The following is a 17,414-nucleotide window of genomic DNA, read 5'->3' as shown; positions in this document are numbered from 1 at the left end:
AGTAATATTATTTATTTGTTATGTGTAAAATCATTTTTTTGTACGGTAAAGATTTTTTAGTGATGCCTGTTTTTAACTTGGCGATCGCACTTTTTTTGCCCTACCTCACAAAATCGCGTTGCTCCCTATGTGGGGCCACCAGCCGCAGCAATGGCATTAATTAAAGTCTGGTATGTTGTACTGGCATCAACTACGCTGTCGTTGGTAGGGCCGTTATTATCCTGAATTTCTTCTAGAGTGATAATGTCTGGTGATTTCAAATTATTGACAATGCGATTAGCTAAATTATTAAACTTAGTTGCACCATCACCAGGATCAAGATTTTCGACGTTAAAGGTGGCAATTGTCAGTTGATTAGCTGTAGGAGTGAGGTTTGTGACCTCTTTAGTCAGAGTGCTTGGTGTAACTACAGTAGGTGCAGTAGTTGGCAATATTTCATAGTTGCCGAAGCTATAGTCTACTACCCCGACGATAGTGCCTAGCTGCGCTCCTACACTGACATTGGGAGAAGTTCCACCAGTGAGAGTATCGTCAATTTGGATACGTTCTGGATTAAAGTCACCTTGACTAATCCCCACACCACCACGGGCTGTCCTACCGGTGGCATTTACCCCATCATCAGCCAATACCCAAATTTCCCCAAATTGATTGGTTGGGCTAACTGTCACAGGATTATTAATCTGTACCCGCATTCCTTCAAGACTTTCATAGAAGTCTATCCCGTCTTGGTCTGGGTCAAATGTACCGTTTCCTACCTGACCATTACTATCGTTATCAATGACTGTGGTAGGAATTGCCCGACCTCCATTACCTAAAACTATGGCAGCTGGTAAGGAATTGCCATTGGAAAGTACGGTAATTGAAGGGCTAGTAATCTCTGTGATAGTTAAGTTGTTAGTACCGCCAGCGCCACCCGGACGGAATTCTGTTACTGTTCCACTGACTGTGATTGAGTCGCCTACTTGTACGGTTGGTGCTGATGAGGTGAAGACGAAAATAGCTTCGCTGGTTCGGTCGTCATTGTCTGGATTGGGGTCTTGGAAATAGAACCCGTTATTAGCCACGGTAGTGACAATACCTGCGACACCGTTAACATTTTGCCCTACTAGTGGGGAAGTATGTCCAGCGCCTTGAATATCACGGATGCTGACTGGTGGGTTAACTTCAAATACCGCAACGGTTTTGCTAACTTCGTTGGCGATGACTAAAAGGGGTTTGCCTGTGGGACTGTCTGCTGCGGAGATAAAGGTCAGTCCTTCGGGTGCAACATCTTCTGGTGTATTGATGTACTGTATAAATTGTGGTTGGTTAGGATTGCTGACATCATAGACAATCACATCTCCTGTACGTTCTAGACCGATAAAGGCATAGGTGCGATCGTTGATGACTCCAATTACAACGCCTTCCGGTTCTGGCCCTTTGTTGTCGCTACGGCTGTCAAAGGTGGCAGCTTGACCATCGGAGTTAAATAAGGTTGGGACTTGCGTAGCTGTGATTTGTTCGAGTTGGTCGCCACTATCAAAGACCTGAGTACCGTTAGCATTCCAAATGGAAAAGGAACGCGCCCCAAATGCTTCAATTCGATCAATATCTCCGTCTCCGTCGGTGTCCCCTGTGGCGTTGGTTAGTTGCAATCTTCCCAGGTTGGCGTTTTGCTTCAGGGTTGTAGCATTGGGGAAAACAGTTGGATCTAAAACATAGCTGGCATTACCAACACGGATTTCCTCGTTAAATCCTGTGTAGTTGCGGGAATCACCTTCGTTAGCAGTGATGTAGTAGGTTTGTCCGTTAACTGTGAAACTAGCGATCGCATCTGGTTGATATAATCCAAACACAGGCACGTTGCGAATGTTGATGCCACCATCCTGATCGCTGGCATCTATGCCATTACCAGGAAGACTGTGATCTTTGCTCCCAAGGGGCAGAATTTGGGTGATTGTGGCAGTGGCAATATCCAGAATGGCGATCGCATTGTTTTCTTGCAGGGTAATCCGTGCGGTTAAACCATCTGGATCTACTGCTATGTATTCTGGTTCCACATCCTGGGCAACTGTAGCACCAGGTCCGGTAATTCTCACACCAGCAGCTTTGAGCGATGCAATCTGACTGTTAAAACTGGTGAAAGTGGCAGTTTGCACTGTTGCACCGACAACACCACCCGAAATATCAATAATGCTAACAGAACCTTCTGGATCAACAGAATTTGCCTGTCCGTAGCTGTTGGGTTCACCTTCGTTGGCTACCAATACCTTCGTGCCATCGGGTGTAAAAGTGAGCATATCAGGCAATGCACCCACATCGACTGCACTAATAAAGCTGCCATCTGCGGCATTGAAAAAGGCGACCTTACCAGTTTCTTGGGCGTTGGTTGTGGTGTTTTGGATGGCATAAGCAACAGCTGCAACACCATTTTTCACTGCTACGCTGTTGGGAATTAATGCAGTACCAGCAGGAGGAGTGATTCCGGGAGTCAAACTACCAGCCGCAGCCAGAGAACCTGTATTGCTAACGGTATAAAATTCGACGGTATTGCCAGCAACGACAAATAGACGATCGCTTCCTGGATCAAAGGCGGGTATTTCGGCACCATTAACACTGGTGATGCCGCCAACTTTCGTTAAAAAGCTGGAGTCGTTGTTGGTAATCGTAATGTTTTGGGAAGTCGTAGCACCTAAACTAATACCAGCAGAGGGTGTACTAATCGTTAAAGTGGCAGTTTCTGTGGCTTCAACTACAGCATCATCAGCAACAATGAAGGAGACAGAACCAGCAGTTTGTCCGTTGGGAATAGTAATTGTGGTATTGCTGAGGTAGTAATCGCTGGCAGTAATACCAGTTCCCGATACTCCCAAGTTAACAGTCTGGTTGCCAGAAACGGCACTAGAGGCTGTGGCTGTGACTGTGATTACTGTTGTACCTGCTTCTGTACCAACGTTAGAACTTACAGATAAGTTAACTGTGGGTTGTGTAACTGTGCCGATCGCAAATGCTGCTGAACTAAAAGGTACATCAGGGGCAGTACCATCATTACTTTGGTTGCCGGCACCGTCCTGTGTTTGCCAGTTAGCGGGATTATTAATCAGCGAGAGATATGAAGCAAAGTTTGCTTGTCCACTACGGGAACCATTGTATTCCGCAACATCAATACTACCAGATAATGCCAGGGCATTTACCCCAGCCGTTAGTCCCGTGTTTGTTAGAGTACCAGTTGCAGCATTACTAAAAGCATTGCTAGAAATCGCGGTGATAAATGTTGGCGTAGCCGCAGATCCTTGATAGGCGTAAATCGATTCGTCACTATTACCAAGGGCAATTGTGCCTGTAGAGAGTGTGCCTGTACTTGCAGATTTAGAGGTTAAACTCGTGCTACTAATACTAACAATAGTACCTGCTGTCACTGGAGAAGTAGCTGTCCAAGTAAATCTACCTTCACCTGTATTAAAGGCAGAACCGTCCCATTCATTATCCTCAAAGGTAATGCTTTCCCCTGCATTAATATCAACGATTGCCACAAAAGCAAAATCGTCATTTCCATCCGCATTAAAACCAACAAATGCGATGTTTCCTGCTGCGAGTGCCATAAATAAATTCTCCTGAAAAGCTGTTTTAAACAGCAAGAGGTAAAATCTGCTGTTTATCTATTTATTGATAAAGGCTTCTAGGAATTTATAGCTATAGTTTTAAGAAACAACTAGTTAATAGGTTAAGACAAGTTTAATTAAATTTTTATCGAACAGAATTCAGGAGACGCTTCGCAGACCTTTGGTTCAGAATGCTTATGAAATGAAGAATAGAGAGAAGCAAGATTTTATCAAAATCATTAAATTTGACTCGAAAAGTCTTTATTCTCCTGACTTGGAGTATTGTCTATCCTAAATACTTACGTTTGTAGTTGGGGCTTTAGACCTACTTTCAAGTCTAAAAACCTCACTACAAACAATTAATTAGCGTAAGTCCTAATTCCTAATTAGTTTCATCGGTTCACTTGCAAAAAATAATTCCTCTAATTCACCTTCCGTAAAGTTGTAGCCAAGAGTTGCGGCAAAATTGACAATTTTTTTGGTATCCCAATGACAACTACTAAAAAATCCTTCCTGACAGCAGTTATTTTGGTATTGTCTATAAATTTCTGGCTGTGAACTCAACATCTCATAAAAGCTTTCAACTTGTTCTAAGGACATAGTTCAAATGTTTGCAATTTTATTAATAGTCAAAAATAGATTGATTTAAGTAGTCGTGCCAAATAAATTGTACCTTTTGGAAAGGGAACGGGGAACAGGAAACAGAACAAGATTCCAGGGATTTCTATTTTTTGGAAAAATGTCTAATTAATTTGTAAGAATTCAGGAGACGCTTCGCAGACCTTTGGTTCAGAATGCTTATGAAATAAAGAATAGAGAGAAGCAAGATTTTATCAAAATCATTAAATTTGACTCGAAAAGTCTTTATTCTCCTGACTTAGAGAATTCTCTATCCTGAATACTTACATTAATTTTGCCGAGGTACTTATCGTAATTTCCTGTGAATCGCCAGCAAGACTTAAACACAAGACTTAAAAAATTTTAATTTGTCGAAGATTTTAACAAACCCGATGGCTTAAAGCAACCGGGTTGATAAATTTGATTTATTTAGCTGGTAAAAACTTCAACGGGTAAGCGACTAAAAGCAAGACGTTCGTTTTGAACATCAACAAAAATTGTATCACCGTCGTGGAATTCACCGCGTAAAATAGCTTTGGCAATTTGCGTTTCTAATTCTCGCTGAATCGCACGTTTCAGTGGTCTAGCTCCGAAAACAGGATCATACCCTACTTCTGCCAAAAAGTCAAGTGCCGCTCCTGAGAGTCGCAGGGACATTTTTCTGTCGATTAATCTTTCTCTGAGTCTTTCTACTTGCAATTGGACAATTTGCCGTAATTCCAATTTTTGCAAACTGTGGAAGATAATAAATTCATCAACTCGGTTGAGAAACTCAGGACGGAAGCTACTTCGCATCGCTTCCATGACTCGATGACGCATTTCATCATAACGGGAATCGTCACCAGACACATCGAGAATGTACTGGGAACCGATGTTACTAGTCATGATAATAATGCTATTTTTAAAGTCTACTGTCCGCCCTTGGGCATCGGTGACGCGACCATCATCCAGAATTTGCAGAAAGACATTAAATACATCGGGGTGGGCTTTTTCAATTTCATCGAAAAGAATCACAGCGTAAGGACGACGACGAATTGCTTCCGTTAATTGTCCCCCTTCTTCATAACCCACATATCCAGGAGGCGCACCAATTAACCGGGAAACGGTGTGTTTCTCCATATATTCTGACATATCTATCCGCACCAAAGCTTCTTCAGTGTCGAACATATATGCAGCTAGGGCTTTGGCTAATTCAGTTTTACCTACACCGGTGGGACCGAGGAAAATAAAACTAGCTATGGGACGATTAGGATCAGAAAGTCCGGCGCGAGAACGTTGAATTGCATCTGCTACGGCTGTTACTGCTTCAGATTGGCCGATAACCCGGCGGTGGAGTTCATCTTCTAATTGCAGCAGTTTTTCTTTTTCTGATTCTACCAATTTGCTGATGGGAATTCCTGTCCACTTAGAAATAATTTCGGCGATATCAGATTCGGTAACTTCTTCTCGCAATAAAGATTTACCAGTTCCTTGAGTGTTTGCTAGTTCAGTTTCTGCATCTTCTAATTTACGATGCAAATCTGTTAAATCGCCGTATTCCAACTTAGCAGCGCGGTTAAGGTCATACTCTCTTTTTGCTTGCTGGATTTCTAGATTAACTTTTTCAATCTCTTTTTTCACAGATTGAATTTTGTCGATAATGCTTTTTTCCGATTGCCATTGTGTACTCAAAGTTCTTTGTTCTTCTTTGAGGTCTGCAATTTCTTTTTCTAATCTTTCTAGGCGTTCTCTGGAAGCGGCATCACTTTCTTTTTGCAAGGAAAGTTTTTCCATTTCCAGTTGTAAAATCTTGCGGTCGATTTCGTCAAGTTCTTCGGGTTTGGAGGTAATCTCCATTTTCAGCCTAGCTGCGGCTTCGTCTACTAAGTCGATGGCTTTGTCTGGTAAAAAGCGATCGCTTATATAACGACTCGATAATGTGGCAGCTGCAACCAACGCACTATCAGAAATCTTTACCCCGTGGTGGTTTTCATAGCGTTCTCGCAAACCGCGCAGAATCGAAACTGTATCTTCTACAGTGGGTTGATCTACATAAACTTGTTGGAAGCGTCTTTCTAAAGCTGCATCTTTTTCGATGTGCTTACGATATTCATCCAAAGTTGTCGCCCCAATACAACGCAATTCTCCCCGCGCTAACATCGGTTTTAACAAGTTTCCCGCATCCATTGCGCCTTGGGTTGCACCTGCACCGACAACGGTATGAATTTCGTCGATAAATAAAACTATATTCCCACCCGAATCGGTAACTTCTTTTAATACTGCTTTCAGGCGTTCTTCAAATTCACCTCGAAATTTTGCTCCGGCAATTAAAGCCCCCATATCTAAACTAATTAATGTCCTATCTTTAAGAGATTGAGGAACATCACCAGCTACTATCCGCTGTGCTAAACCTTCGGCAATGGCTGTTTTACCAACACCAGGTTCACCAATTAAAACAGGGTTATTTTTAGTCCGACGGGAGAGAATTTGGATGGTACGGCGAATTTCATCATCACGCCCAATTACTGGATCTAATTGACCTTTGCGTGCTGCATCTGTCAAGTCACGCCCATATTTTTCCAGTGATTGATATTTCCCTTCTGGACTTTGATCTGTCACTTTTTGACTCCCCCGAATTTGTTTAATGATATTCTTTAATTTGCTTTCTTCTAAGCCAAATTCTTGGAATAGACTTTTGCCAAAGCGGTCATCTTTGGCGTAACCTAGCAATAAGTGTTCGACGGAAATATACTCGTCTTTAAATTCTTTACGATATGCATCAGCCCTATCTAACAGTGTATCTAAGCTTTTCCCTAAGTATACAGAAGTGCTGCTACCTGATACTTTGGGCTGACGTAAAATAAATTGGTCGGTGCGATCGCGCAGTTTTTGGAGGTTGACACCTGCTTTAGTTAAAATTGGGGTAGTTAGTCCATCTTGTTCCAACAGCGCTTTCATCAGGTGTTCACTTTCTAGCTGCTGTTGCTGGTATTGCTTGACGACATCAGGGGTATGAGCGATCGCTTCCCAGGCTTTTTCTGTAAATTGGTTAGGATTAGTAGGTTGCATAGGCTTTTTTGATAAACTACTCCAGCGGCAGTCTCTAATATCGTCATTGTAAAAACACCCAAGCCCTTACCAGGATCGGTCTTCACATCCTGATAAAGTAGTGTTATCAACAAACTGAGTTTTATAGCGGGAAATTTTACCCCGGTAAGTAGGTTGGTGTGAATAATTATCGTTGTGGCAAGGCAGGGGAGCAGGGAGCAGGGAGCAAAGGGAAAAGGGTTTGAGCCTTATTTACTTTTATTCACACATTTTGGTTATTTCACCCTACTTAGCTAAGAGAGAGTCAAAGCCTACCCCCTGGTAGGGGAAAGGAAAAGAAACGAAGTTTTATATTTAATTATGCCAAGGTACTTAGTGAATACTGAAGATGATTAACCCCTACGACTTTGATGATGATGACTTCGACATAGAAAATGAGGATTTATTTACTACAATGAATCCCGTTAGCAAAATGACTGAAGGCGAAAAGCTTCAGCGATTTAAGCGCTTTTTTGACAGCAGTACCCGTGCTATGTTACAAGACTGCTTGTTTCGTGTTGTCGATGATAAAGATGGTATAGGTACTTTAGAAATACTTTGTCCTAATGAAATCGTCCGTCAACGCCTTTCCAAGAAAAAGCGCAAAATTATTAACAATATTTACGGCTGTTGGCGGCAGATTCGATACTTTTCTCTATGTATTCAAGAAGATGGAAAATTAAATTGTCAGACTTTTAACCGTAACGCTGACTTGATATAGCAGGTGACAGGTGACAGTGCTATAAGCCTTTTATTGTCTAAGTTTTAGCATTAGGTGATGTCCTAAACGCCTTGTCCGTTGCTATATCAAAATAAAAATTAAACATTAAAAATTAAAACCGTTCGCGTAGCGTCCCCTAGGGATTGGGATATTTTTGATTTGCAAGTCCCTAGGTAAGCTAATAATCATTCAAATTGCATCTCCGTGTCTTTCTGAGGCTAGGGATTATGCAACTTAAAGGCGCATTAGCTTAGGGGTATTAGATACTTTTGTTCCTGTTCACTGAATTAACTGAAAAAATGCCTAAAAAACAGAAATTTCCTTATTTACTTGGTTCCAAATGGACAGCACAGCAAAAAGTTGATGGTTGGCGACATTTTCAAGTTGTTAATCGGAAAAATCAGGGTAAATGGGTATATGCGGAAATGGTTGCTGCTTGTGACCCTCAAGTTCGCTTTTGGCTCAATGCTAAATTATTACAAGATAATTCTCAGTGGCACGCTGGCTGGCAAACATTGCAAGAAATCAAAGCTATTAAGTAAGAATTCAGGCGACGCTTCGCAGACCTATGGCTTACGCCACGCTGCGCTATCGGTTCAGAATGCTGATGAAATCAGGAATAGAGAGAAGTTATATTTTCTCAAAATCATCAAAGTTGACTCGGAAAGCCTTTATTCTCTTGACTTATGTATTCTCTATCCTGAATACTTACGCTATTAATGAAAATTAATATTTATACAATAAATTTATGAATGTCATAATTTCCTTGATTTAACAACAGATATTTTCAACTTTAATAATTATTTACAAGTAAAAATTCTCAGATGTAGTCAGCCGTAAACATCGCTCATCAAACTCTATCAGATTGTCTTGAAGATTTTACCCAAAATTCCCCAAATATCTTCTAGCCAAAGTTGAAATGGCTATTCCCACCAGAGGACTGACAAGACTTCTCTTCTGATTTACAGACCGCCTATCTGCTGGCTAATCAAGTGTCTAAACCATAAGTAAATCCTATGCAACCCATTATTAAACAGCGACAATTATTTTTTGTCTTTTGTAACTATTTTTATACAAAAAAGATTTAAAAAATTGTTTTTAAAGAAAAAAATAATCTTTATAGATTTTTTAGAGTGAAATTACTATAAAAACTTAATTTATATCTTTAATACTCTTATTTAAACTAAATTACAGATTATCAGACCCTTTCATTTCTAGTTAATTTGCAGAATAATGACACTCACAGACCTCACACATTGCCGAACCAAGCTAGGTGAAGCGCCAATGTTTGAGCCAAGAGTTTGAAAAGAAACTATAAGAGGCAAACAAAAGTGAAACTAGCAGTTTACGGAAAAGGTGGAATCGGCAAATCGACAACTAGCTGCAACATCTCAGTGGCGCTAGCCAAACGTGGTAAAAAAGTACTGCAAATTGGCTGTGACCCAAAACACGACAGCACCTTCACACTGACCGGGTTTTTGATTCCCACCATTATCGACACCCTGCAAGAAAAGGACTATCACTACGAAGATGTCTGGCCTGAAGATGTAATTTACAAAGGCTATGGTGGGGTTGATTGCGTAGAGGCAGGTGGACCACCAGCTGGTGCAGGTTGTGGTGGATATGTAGTAGGTGAAACTGTAAAACTACTCAAAGAATTAAATGCCTTTGATGAGTACGATGTAATTTTATTTGACGTTCTCGGTGACGTTGTGTGTGGCGGGTTTGCAGCACCTCTAAACTACGCAGACTACTGCCTGATTGTTACTGATAATGGCTTTGACGCTTTATTTGCTGCCAACCGCATTGCCGCTTCAGTCCGCGAGAAAGCACGGACTCACCCACTGCGTTTAGCTGGGTTAATCGGTAATCGTACTGTCAAGCGCGACTTGATTGAAAAATACATTGAAGCAGTACCAATGCCAGTTTTAGAAGTATTACCTCTAATTGAAGATATCCGTGTTTCCCGCGTCAAAGGTAAAACTCTGTTTGAAATGGCAGAGTCAGATCCTTCACTGGAGTACGTTTGCGACTATTACCTGAGCATAGCTGACCAAATATTAGCCCGTCCCGAAGGTGTCGTTCCTAACGATGCACCAGACAGAGAACTTTTCTCTTTGTTGTCAGATTTTTATCTAAATCCGAGTAAACCACAAGCCACTAATGCAGAAGAGGAATTAGACTTGATGATTGTATAAAACATTTTACCTCTCAGGATGGAGGATTATATGGCTTTCTTTGATAATTTTACGGACACGCTCAAACAAAAGTGGTTGCAATTCTTTCAAGTTAATCGTGATTGGATTACCCTGCAAATGGCGGTGGAATCGGTTTACACCCCTGATGGAGGAAAGCGACCATCTTCTTACCTCATCCTGGGAGTAGTCAATGCGCTAGAACCCAAACTAGCTCAGTTAATGCTTCCTTTTGCCAAGCTAAATCCAGACGCTGACACTCTGATTGAAGTACTGGAGTTGAATTTTGACCCCGATATCGTGCTTGGTAATCGCTTCAGTCCCACAGTAGAACCACCGTTTTACTCAAATGGGTCAGCTGTGGCTACTGACGATACCGCCGAGGAAGAACCATTAGAAGAGGATAATCTCAATGGTTTTGGGGAGGTGGCGATTTCTCAAGAGTTCACAATCGTAGAGGACACTGAAGAATCTTGGGTAGAAGATGAGTCACTAGAAAATGAAGAAGGCTTAGATGATATGTACTCATCTAGCAACAATCTCTCAGAGGAGTCCGAACCAACATCCAGTTTAGAAGCTGAGGATGCGTTTGGTGACATTTCCTTTGATTCCATGACTCTCATCGAAGACAGCGATGATCTAAATCCACCTGATGAAAGTGCCTTTAGAGACGTGTTATCTGATGTCTGGGGTGATGAAACATCCCTGGAAGAGGGTGAAAATAACGACCTGTTGGGGGAAGAACTGCCATCTGAGGTTTTTGATGAATCAGAAATGGCTCGTCTGTTCCCCAATTCTTAAATCAGTGAACAGTTATTAGTAAACAGGCAACAGTTATCAGGAAACAGGTTAATAACTGATAACTGATAACTGTTCACTGGCTTACAAGCTTTAAAAATTAAGGGGAGAATATTAATATGACTGTCGCACAACAGCCAGAAGCTTTAAATTTTGAATGTGAAACCGGAAATTATCACACTTTTTGCCCTATTAGCTGCGTTGCGTGGTTATATCAAAAAATCGAAGATAGCTTCTTTTTGGTAATTGGCACAAAAACCTGCGGTTACTTCCTGCAAAATGCGATGGGAGTGATGATTTTTGCTGAACCCCGCTATGCAATGGCAGAGTTGGAAGAAGGGGATATTTCCGCACAGTTGAATGATTATGAAGAATTAAAACGGTTGTGTGAGCAAATAAAGCGCGATCGCAATCCTAGTGTAATTGTCTGGATTGGTACTTGCACCACAGAAATTATTAAAACCGATTTGGAAGGTTTAGCACCTAAGTTAGAAGCTGATTTGGGTATTCCTATTGTTGTCGCTCGTGCTAACGGCCTCGACTACGCATTTACCCAAGGAGAGGACACTGTGTTAGCCGCTATGGCTCATCGTTGTCCTGATAAGGCGACCGTATCGGAAACTGAAAAAGGCGAGCGTAACGCCATTCAGAAGTTGATGAATTTCGGTAGAAAAAAAGAAGACATCGCCCAAGATGAATCTGAGTATGTAGATCATCCTCCTTTGGTGCTGTTTGGTTCTTTACCCGACCCCGTAGTTACCCAATTAACCCTAGAACTGAAAAGACAAGGTATCAAGGTTTCTGGTTGGCTACCTGCAAAACGGTTTACAGAATTACCTGTTATCGAAGAAGGGTATTATGTCGCTGGTGTGAATCCTTTCCTCAGCCGCACCGCTACAACTTTAATGCGTCGCCGCAAGTGTAAACTCATAGGCGCACCATTCCCCATTGGTCCTGACGGAACTCGCGCTTGGATTGAAAAAATCTGCTCTGTGTTTGGAATTACTCCCCAGGGTTTAGATGAACGGGAAGCGCAAATTTGGGCTGGTGTGGAAGATTATGTGAAATTAATTCGCGGTAAATCGGTGTTTTTGATGGGTGATAACCTGTTGGAAATTTCTATGGCGCGGTTTTTAATTCGTTGCGGAATGACTGTTCAAGAAATCGGTATTCCTTACATGGATAAACGCTATCAAGCTGCTGAGTTGGCTTTGTTAGAAAAGACTTGTCAGGAAATGAATTCACCTTTACCAACGATTGTTGAGAAGCCTGATAATTACAATCAACTGCAACGTATTTATGAGTTGAAACCTGATTTGGTAATTACTGGTATGGCTCATGCTAACCCATTAGAAGCACGGGGTATTAATACTAAGTGGTCTGTGGAGTTTACCTTTGCTCAAATTCACGGTTTTGGTAATACGCGTGATGTTTTGGAGTTGGTAACTCGTCCTTTAAGAAGGAATAATAATTTGAAGGATTTGGGTTGGGATAAGTTGGTGAGAGAGGAAGCGAAGATTTAGGTTTTTGGTAATTTTAAGGACGAGCTTTTTAGTTCGTCCTTTTTTTTGTTTTCTCACGCAGAGACGCAGAGGCGCGGAGAGGAAGATGAGATATGGTGAATGATTAAAATTTTAAAATATTTGATTATTTAATATGTACAATCTAAGGGTATTTTTTTAATTACTGCTAAAATTATTTAATTCCAATATATGATTAATAATTAGAGATTGTGAAAATCAGTTAAAAGTTTACTTATGAATATAGCTATTGTTATAGGTGTTTCCAAGTATTTCTCTTCTTCCGAAAATCATGAAATTATTGCTCCTAAAGAAGATGCTCTTCGTATCAATAAGCTTCTTAAGGCAACTGGTAAATATAAGAATATTTTATGTATTACTGATGAAACAGTAGCTACCAAGGTTAAAAATAATATTCGTTCTTTTCTCCAGTCATATGAAAAAGAAGAAATTGAAATTGAAGAAGTTTTTTATTATTTCTCAGGTCACGGGAAATATGTAGATCAGAAATTTTATATGCTTTGTTCTGATTTTACAGATAAAAAGCTAGGGATGACATCGTTGGAAAACTCTGAAATTGATGATTTTATCCGTTTATTGAACCCTAAATTAACCGTAAAAGTTATAGATGCTTGTTTCTCAGGATATAGATATATCAAAGATATACAAGATAATTCTTCAGAATATACAGATAATAATTCATTACAAAACACATTAGGAAATGTTATTTTTATGGCATCTAGCCATGATGATCAAAAATCTCAGATGATGGGAAAAGATAGCTTTTTTACAACCAAGTTCATTGAGGCAGCTTTGTCAGCTGATGTTGGGACTACAGTACTTTACCGCGATATTCAAGCATTTATTAGTGATGAATTTAGATCAATGAACACACAAATTCCTTACTTTATTAACCAATGGAAAGGAATAGAAGTATTTTCAGAATATAGTGAGGAAATGCAACAATTAAAAAAAGAATTTTATCTAGAGAATGATAAAGATATTAAATTTGAAGATTCATATTACAAAAAAAATGATGCTATACAAGTAGAAGAAAAAGAAGTGCGTGAAAAAAATATGCTAGAAAACCTTCAACAAGTTCTAGCAAAAAAAGATTTATTGTTTGTTGAGAAATCCGATATTACAACTACTTTAGAAAATATTAAAAATCATCTCTTAAATTATCCAATTAATGACGAAATAGTAAGTGCTTTCTATCAATTAAATTTCGATTGGCACTTGAAACTATCAGATATTGCAAAAAGTAGTGAAATTCTCACAATGGCCGATATTGAGGACTGGCAAAAAGAATACTTAATCACAATAGTCAAGAAACCAATAGGAAATACTGCCCCTAAATCATCATTCTTAGCACCATTCTTAGCCTCATTTAGTCGGTTTAATGAATATCCTGTCTCTCTGCATGCTTCAAATTCACTTCCTTATGAAGTTATTAATATTGAATTCCAGCCGATTGATAAATTGTCTCTCTCACCTTTCTTCGTCATAATTGCTCTGGTTCATTCTCAAACGCACGTTCTAACTCTTCTTTCTAGAGGAATAATGATCAAAAGTGGTTGGCAGCAATTTGCCGTTGATTGGGATTCTTTGAGGTGGAATAAAAAAAAGTTTCGCTGGAAAGACATTATTGAAAACCCAAATTTGCTATGGAAAGATGTTCTTGATGAATCTATAGAAGAACTTAAACAATACTTAATTAAGTTGGTTTAGATTGAGGTCTAAAATATTTATTGTTGGATTTACACGTGTAAATTACCAAACAATTAAAAATCATGTCATTCCCCGCAACCGACCTAGCCAATAACTGGCAGTTTACAGAAATATGGGTTGACCCCACCTCTATACCACCCTACATTTTGATGTTGCTTGGTGACGATAAAAATAATTTTTGCATTTTAGATCCTACGGAAAAATACAAAATTGTTTTTGCTTGTCTCAGCTATGAAGAAGCAAAACTTTGGTTACTTGAGCATGAATATGAGCGCGTGGGAGGGCGAGTTTTAGGTGAACAGGCGGCTTAATTTATTCAAATAATAGAGTTAGAATAGAATAAGTACATCTGACTTTATCAGAGTAATTTAAAATTATGCTCAGTGGAATTAAACAAAAGGCTATTGTCGGTAAAGATGGCAAAATTGAACTATCTACCACTGAAATACCAGCAGGAACAGTTGTAGAAGTTATTATCCTAGTTGAATCACCTACTGAAGAAGATGAAACTACCTATCTTCTCAAATCAGAAGCTAACAAAAAACATCTGTTCAAAGCTATGGAAAATGTAGATAAAGGTAACTTAATTTATGTTGATTTAGATGAATATGAAAAAAGTAGCATTTGAACCAGAAGCTTTTGAACAATTAGGTGAGTGGGGAAAGGAAGATAAAAAAGTATTTAAAAAAATCCTGGACTTAATTAAAGATATCCAAAGAGAAGCATTTTCTGGAATAGGTAAACCAGAACCACTAAAAACTGCATTTAATGGATCAGTGCGCTGCACAAGACGCAATAAAATATTCGTATCTACTAAATATTCCACTGTTAAGGATGATCCTCATAAATACTTTCACGACTAACAGCATAATCAGACAAAATAGGCGCATTTGCAACAACACAGGCTGCAAAATCATCAGCTAATTCATCTAAAGTAGTTTCAAATTCTTCCTGATTTATCAGCAACTTATGGAAACTTCCTTTACTTTGGCGCTGTGCTTCTTGAATAATTAACTGTTGGAAATATTCACTGGCTGAATTGTAACCACCCTCAACAATTTGCTGTTCAATAAAACTTTTCAGTGATTCAGGTACAGAAATATTAATATTGGTCATAGTTTTTAACTTAGGTTTTACTTGGTTACTTGTATATTAACATTTTAGAGTTAAAATAAAAGATAACAGTTTCATTTTATCAAAATGTCTGAAACTATCACTCTCCAACTACCGGAAACCCTGGTGCAAAAAGCTAAAGAAATCGCTGCTTTTACCCACCGCCGTCTTGAAGATGTATTATTAGAATGGATTGACCGCGCTAGTAATGAATTACCTGTAGAATCATTACCAGATGAGCAGGTTTTAATATTGTGCAATTTGCAAATGGAAAGTCAACAGCAAGAAATTCTCAGCGACCTTTTAGCACGTCAGCAAGAAGGACAGCTAAATGATATAGAAAATAGCCAACTAGACGAACTAATGCAAGTTTACCGATGTGGTTTGGTACGTAAAGCTAAAGCTTTAAAAGTGGCTGTTGAACGCGGTTTAATACCTGCAATTAATTAACAGACATGGCTCGATTTTACATTCCTGTTGAAATAGAACGTCGTGTTCGGAAAGATGCTCAAAATCGTTGTGGTTATTGTTTGAGTCCTCAACGTTTAGTAATGGCACGTTTGGAAATTGAACATATTATTCCTATAGCCAAAGGTGGTAGTAATGATGAATCAAATTTATGGTTAGCTTGTCCTATTTGTAATAGATATAAAAGTGATAAAACGACAGGTATTGATGCAGAAACAGGCGAAATAGTTAAATTATTTAACCCCCGTACTCAAGTTTGGTTTGAACATTTTTTCTGGACAGAAGATGGTTTACAAATTGTTGGAAAAACACCAACTGGTAGAGCTACTGTTAAAGCTTTACATTTAAGTGATGATGCAGATGCATTGGAAGTTCGCAGTTATTGGGTACTTGCTGGTTGGCATCCTCCAGAAAATTAGGAAAAATAAATGAACATGAAAAAATTTCCAGTGAAGCCAGAAGTTTTTGAACAAATCGAAAATTTATTAAATATTAAAAACCCTTTAGGTTTAACTATGTTAGTCAATATATTAACATTTTAGAGTTAAAATAAAAGGTAAAAGTCTCATTTTATAAAAATGTTCCAAACTGTATTAGCTTTTCATTTTTATCGGGATGTTCCCTTCTAGAGTTCTATAATTTTCTGATATTTCAGATAAGGGCATTTGTCAACAAAAGCAAATAACAACAGCAAATTATTTCCCTACATCAAGATAATGAGCAAATAAAGTGATATATTTTGTCCAGTACCACTGGAATTGGTGAGGCGAAAATTCTTGATTAACTACGCTCAAACATGAGTTGAGAGAATTTTCGGTACTCATGCTCACCTTAACCAGTAAAATTAGGGTATTTCTAGCTTAAGTGGTCGAATCTAGATAAATTCTCCACTTCTTCAAGAAGAAGCTGCACCAATCTAAATCAATGCCCATAGCAGGTTAAACTAGGTCTGGTGACAGCCGCTCCACCGTTCCTTATGAGGCTTTTATGGGAGCTAATCTGAAACAGATAGCCAATTACTTAGACAACCTTGGCTGGGAATACCGTTTTGATGATGATGAAGACAGGATTATTACAGGTGTAGAAGCTGAAAACCTAGAAGATTTTCTGATAGTTGTCCAGCTGGATGAACAGGGAAAATTTTTCCGAGTTTTTGCACCTCAAGTTCTGGCAGGTGTGAAAGAGCATCCTCACAAAGCATCCATCCTCCAGACAATGCTGGCCATTTCTTGGGAAACCAAAATGCTGCAATGGGAGTATGATCCATCCGATGGTGAAATTCGTGCCATTATTGAGTTTCCCCTAGAAGACTCAATTCTCACAGAAAGACAATTTCACCGTTGTCTGAGTGGATTAATTCAGATTGTTGACAGCATAGCTTTACCCCGCTTACAACAGGTGATGGTAACAGGTCACGACCCAGGTAATATAGAACTCGGTGAAAGACTGTTACTCAGTATTCAGGAAGAAGCCCCAGGATTACTGGATTTGCTAGAAAAAGCAATGGAAGCTCGGAAAAAACGGGGAAGTTTTCCGAACGAGTGAGGCGGATTATCACTGAAATAGCTATACTCCAAAGTGATACCCTCACTATATACTAAAG

General features: G+C 39.4%; 16 protein-coding genes. 12 read left to right on the top strand and 4 right to left on the bottom strand.

What is annotated here, in order from left to right; translation table 11 throughout:
* Nucleotides 1-125: 125 nt before the first annotated feature.
* From H6G59_RS15570 to clpB, 3 genes are all read right to left on the bottom strand, one after another.
* On the bottom strand, nucleotides 126-3,581 hold the full coding sequence (locus H6G59_RS15570; protein ID WP_190715895.1) for a choice-of-anchor I family protein: 3,456 nt from the start codon (nucleotides 3,579-3,581) through the stop codon (nucleotides 126-128).
* Nucleotides 3,582-3,956: 375 nt separating this feature from the next.
* Nucleotides 3,957-4,181 (bottom strand): Nif11-like leader peptide family natural product precursor, encoded by a 225-nt coding sequence (locus tag H6G59_RS15565; protein WP_190715893.1) that lies wholly within the window; start codon nucleotides 4,179-4,181, stop codon nucleotides 3,957-3,959.
* Nucleotides 4,182-4,628: 447 nt separating this feature from the next.
* Nucleotides 4,629-7,247, bottom strand: coding sequence for an ATP-dependent chaperone ClpB (clpB, locus tag H6G59_RS15560; RefSeq protein WP_190715891.1), 2,619 nt, complete (start codon nucleotides 7,245-7,247; stop codon nucleotides 4,629-4,631).
* Between the two features lie 367 nt (nucleotides 7,248-7,614).
* Between clpB and H6G59_RS15555 the strand changes: the two genes are divergently transcribed.
* The 9 genes from H6G59_RS15555 (at nucleotide 7,615) to H6G59_RS15515 (ending at nucleotide 15,093) form a co-directional block, all read left to right on the top strand.
* Nucleotides 7,615-7,986, top strand: coding sequence for a hypothetical protein (locus H6G59_RS15555; RefSeq protein WP_190715889.1), 372 nt, complete (start codon nucleotides 7,615-7,617; stop codon nucleotides 7,984-7,986).
* Nucleotides 7,987-8,285: 299 nt separating this feature from the next.
* Nucleotides 8,286-8,528 carry a TIGR02450 family Trp-rich protein gene (locus tag H6G59_RS15550; RefSeq protein ID WP_190715887.1) on the top strand — a complete coding sequence of 81 codons (243 nt, stop codon included), beginning with the start codon at nucleotides 8,286-8,288 and terminating at the stop codon, nucleotides 8,526-8,528.
* A 789-nt stretch (nucleotides 8,529-9,317) separates the two neighbouring features.
* Complete coding sequence (bchL, locus tag H6G59_RS15545) at nucleotides 9,318-10,184, top strand: ferredoxin:protochlorophyllide reductase (ATP-dependent) iron-sulfur ATP-binding protein (protein ID WP_071191546.1); 867 nt, start codon at nucleotides 9,318-9,320, stop codon at nucleotides 10,182-10,184.
* A 30-nt stretch (nucleotides 10,185-10,214) separates the two neighbouring features.
* Entirely contained in the window at nucleotides 10,215-10,982 is a 768-nt protein-coding gene (locus H6G59_RS15540; protein WP_190715886.1) for a DUF5331 domain-containing protein, read from the top strand.
* Between the two features lie 116 nt (nucleotides 10,983-11,098).
* The gene (locus H6G59_RS15535) at nucleotides 11,099-12,502 is read left to right on the top strand and encodes a ferredoxin:protochlorophyllide reductase (ATP-dependent) subunit N (RefSeq protein ID WP_190715884.1); all 1,404 of its coding nucleotides are present in this window, start codon (nucleotides 11,099-11,101) and stop codon (nucleotides 12,500-12,502) included.
* 234 nt (nucleotides 12,503-12,736) lie between these two features.
* Complete coding sequence (locus H6G59_RS15530) at nucleotides 12,737-14,230, top strand: caspase family protein (RefSeq protein WP_190715883.1); 1,494 nt, start codon at nucleotides 12,737-12,739, stop codon at nucleotides 14,228-14,230.
* A 62-nt stretch (nucleotides 14,231-14,292) separates the two neighbouring features.
* Entirely contained in the window at nucleotides 14,293-14,541 is a 249-nt protein-coding gene (locus H6G59_RS15525; protein ID WP_190715881.1) for a hypothetical protein, read from the top strand.
* Nucleotides 14,542-14,606: 65 nt separating this feature from the next.
* Nucleotides 14,607-14,858, top strand: a complete 252-nt coding sequence (locus H6G59_RS15520) for a type II toxin-antitoxin system Phd/YefM family antitoxin (RefSeq protein WP_190715879.1) — start codon at nucleotides 14,607-14,609, stop codon at nucleotides 14,856-14,858.
* Complete coding sequence (locus H6G59_RS15515) at nucleotides 14,839-15,093, top strand: type II toxin-antitoxin system YoeB family toxin (RefSeq protein WP_190715876.1); 255 nt, start codon at nucleotides 14,839-14,841, stop codon at nucleotides 15,091-15,093. Before H6G59_RS15520 ends, H6G59_RS15515 begins: the two co-directional genes overlap by 20 nt.
* Here the strand turns inward: H6G59_RS15515 and H6G59_RS15510 are convergent.
* Nucleotides 15,059-15,346: a hypothetical protein gene (locus H6G59_RS15510; RefSeq protein ID WP_190715874.1), complete on the bottom strand. Its 288-nt coding sequence runs from the start codon at nucleotides 15,344-15,346 to the stop codon at nucleotides 15,059-15,061. The genes H6G59_RS15515 and H6G59_RS15510 overlap by 35 nt on opposite strands.
* An 84-nt stretch (nucleotides 15,347-15,430) precedes the next feature.
* Between H6G59_RS15510 and H6G59_RS15505 the strand changes: the two genes are divergently transcribed.
* The 3 genes from H6G59_RS15505 (at nucleotide 15,431) to H6G59_RS15495 (ending at nucleotide 17,356) form a co-directional block, all read left to right on the top strand.
* Complete coding sequence (locus H6G59_RS15505) at nucleotides 15,431-15,793, top strand: hypothetical protein (protein WP_190715872.1); 363 nt, start codon at nucleotides 15,431-15,433, stop codon at nucleotides 15,791-15,793.
* 5 nt (nucleotides 15,794-15,798) lie between these two features.
* Nucleotides 15,799-16,230, top strand: a complete 432-nt coding sequence (locus H6G59_RS15500) for an HNH endonuclease (protein WP_190715870.1) — start codon at nucleotides 15,799-15,801, stop codon at nucleotides 16,228-16,230.
* A 568-nt stretch (nucleotides 16,231-16,798) separates the two neighbouring features.
* Nucleotides 16,799-17,356, top strand: coding sequence for a hypothetical protein (locus H6G59_RS15495; protein ID WP_071191557.1), 558 nt, complete (start codon nucleotides 16,799-16,801; stop codon nucleotides 17,354-17,356).
* Nucleotides 17,357-17,414: the final 58 nt, after the last annotated feature.

Source organism: Anabaena lutea FACHB-196 (assembly GCF_014698305.1).
GTDB lineage: Bacteria > Cyanobacteriota > Cyanobacteriia > Cyanobacteriales > Nostocaceae > Anabaena > Anabaena lutea.
The sequence above is the reverse complement of the archived record's forward strand: the minus strand, read 5'-3'. Positions and strand labels throughout refer to the sequence as shown.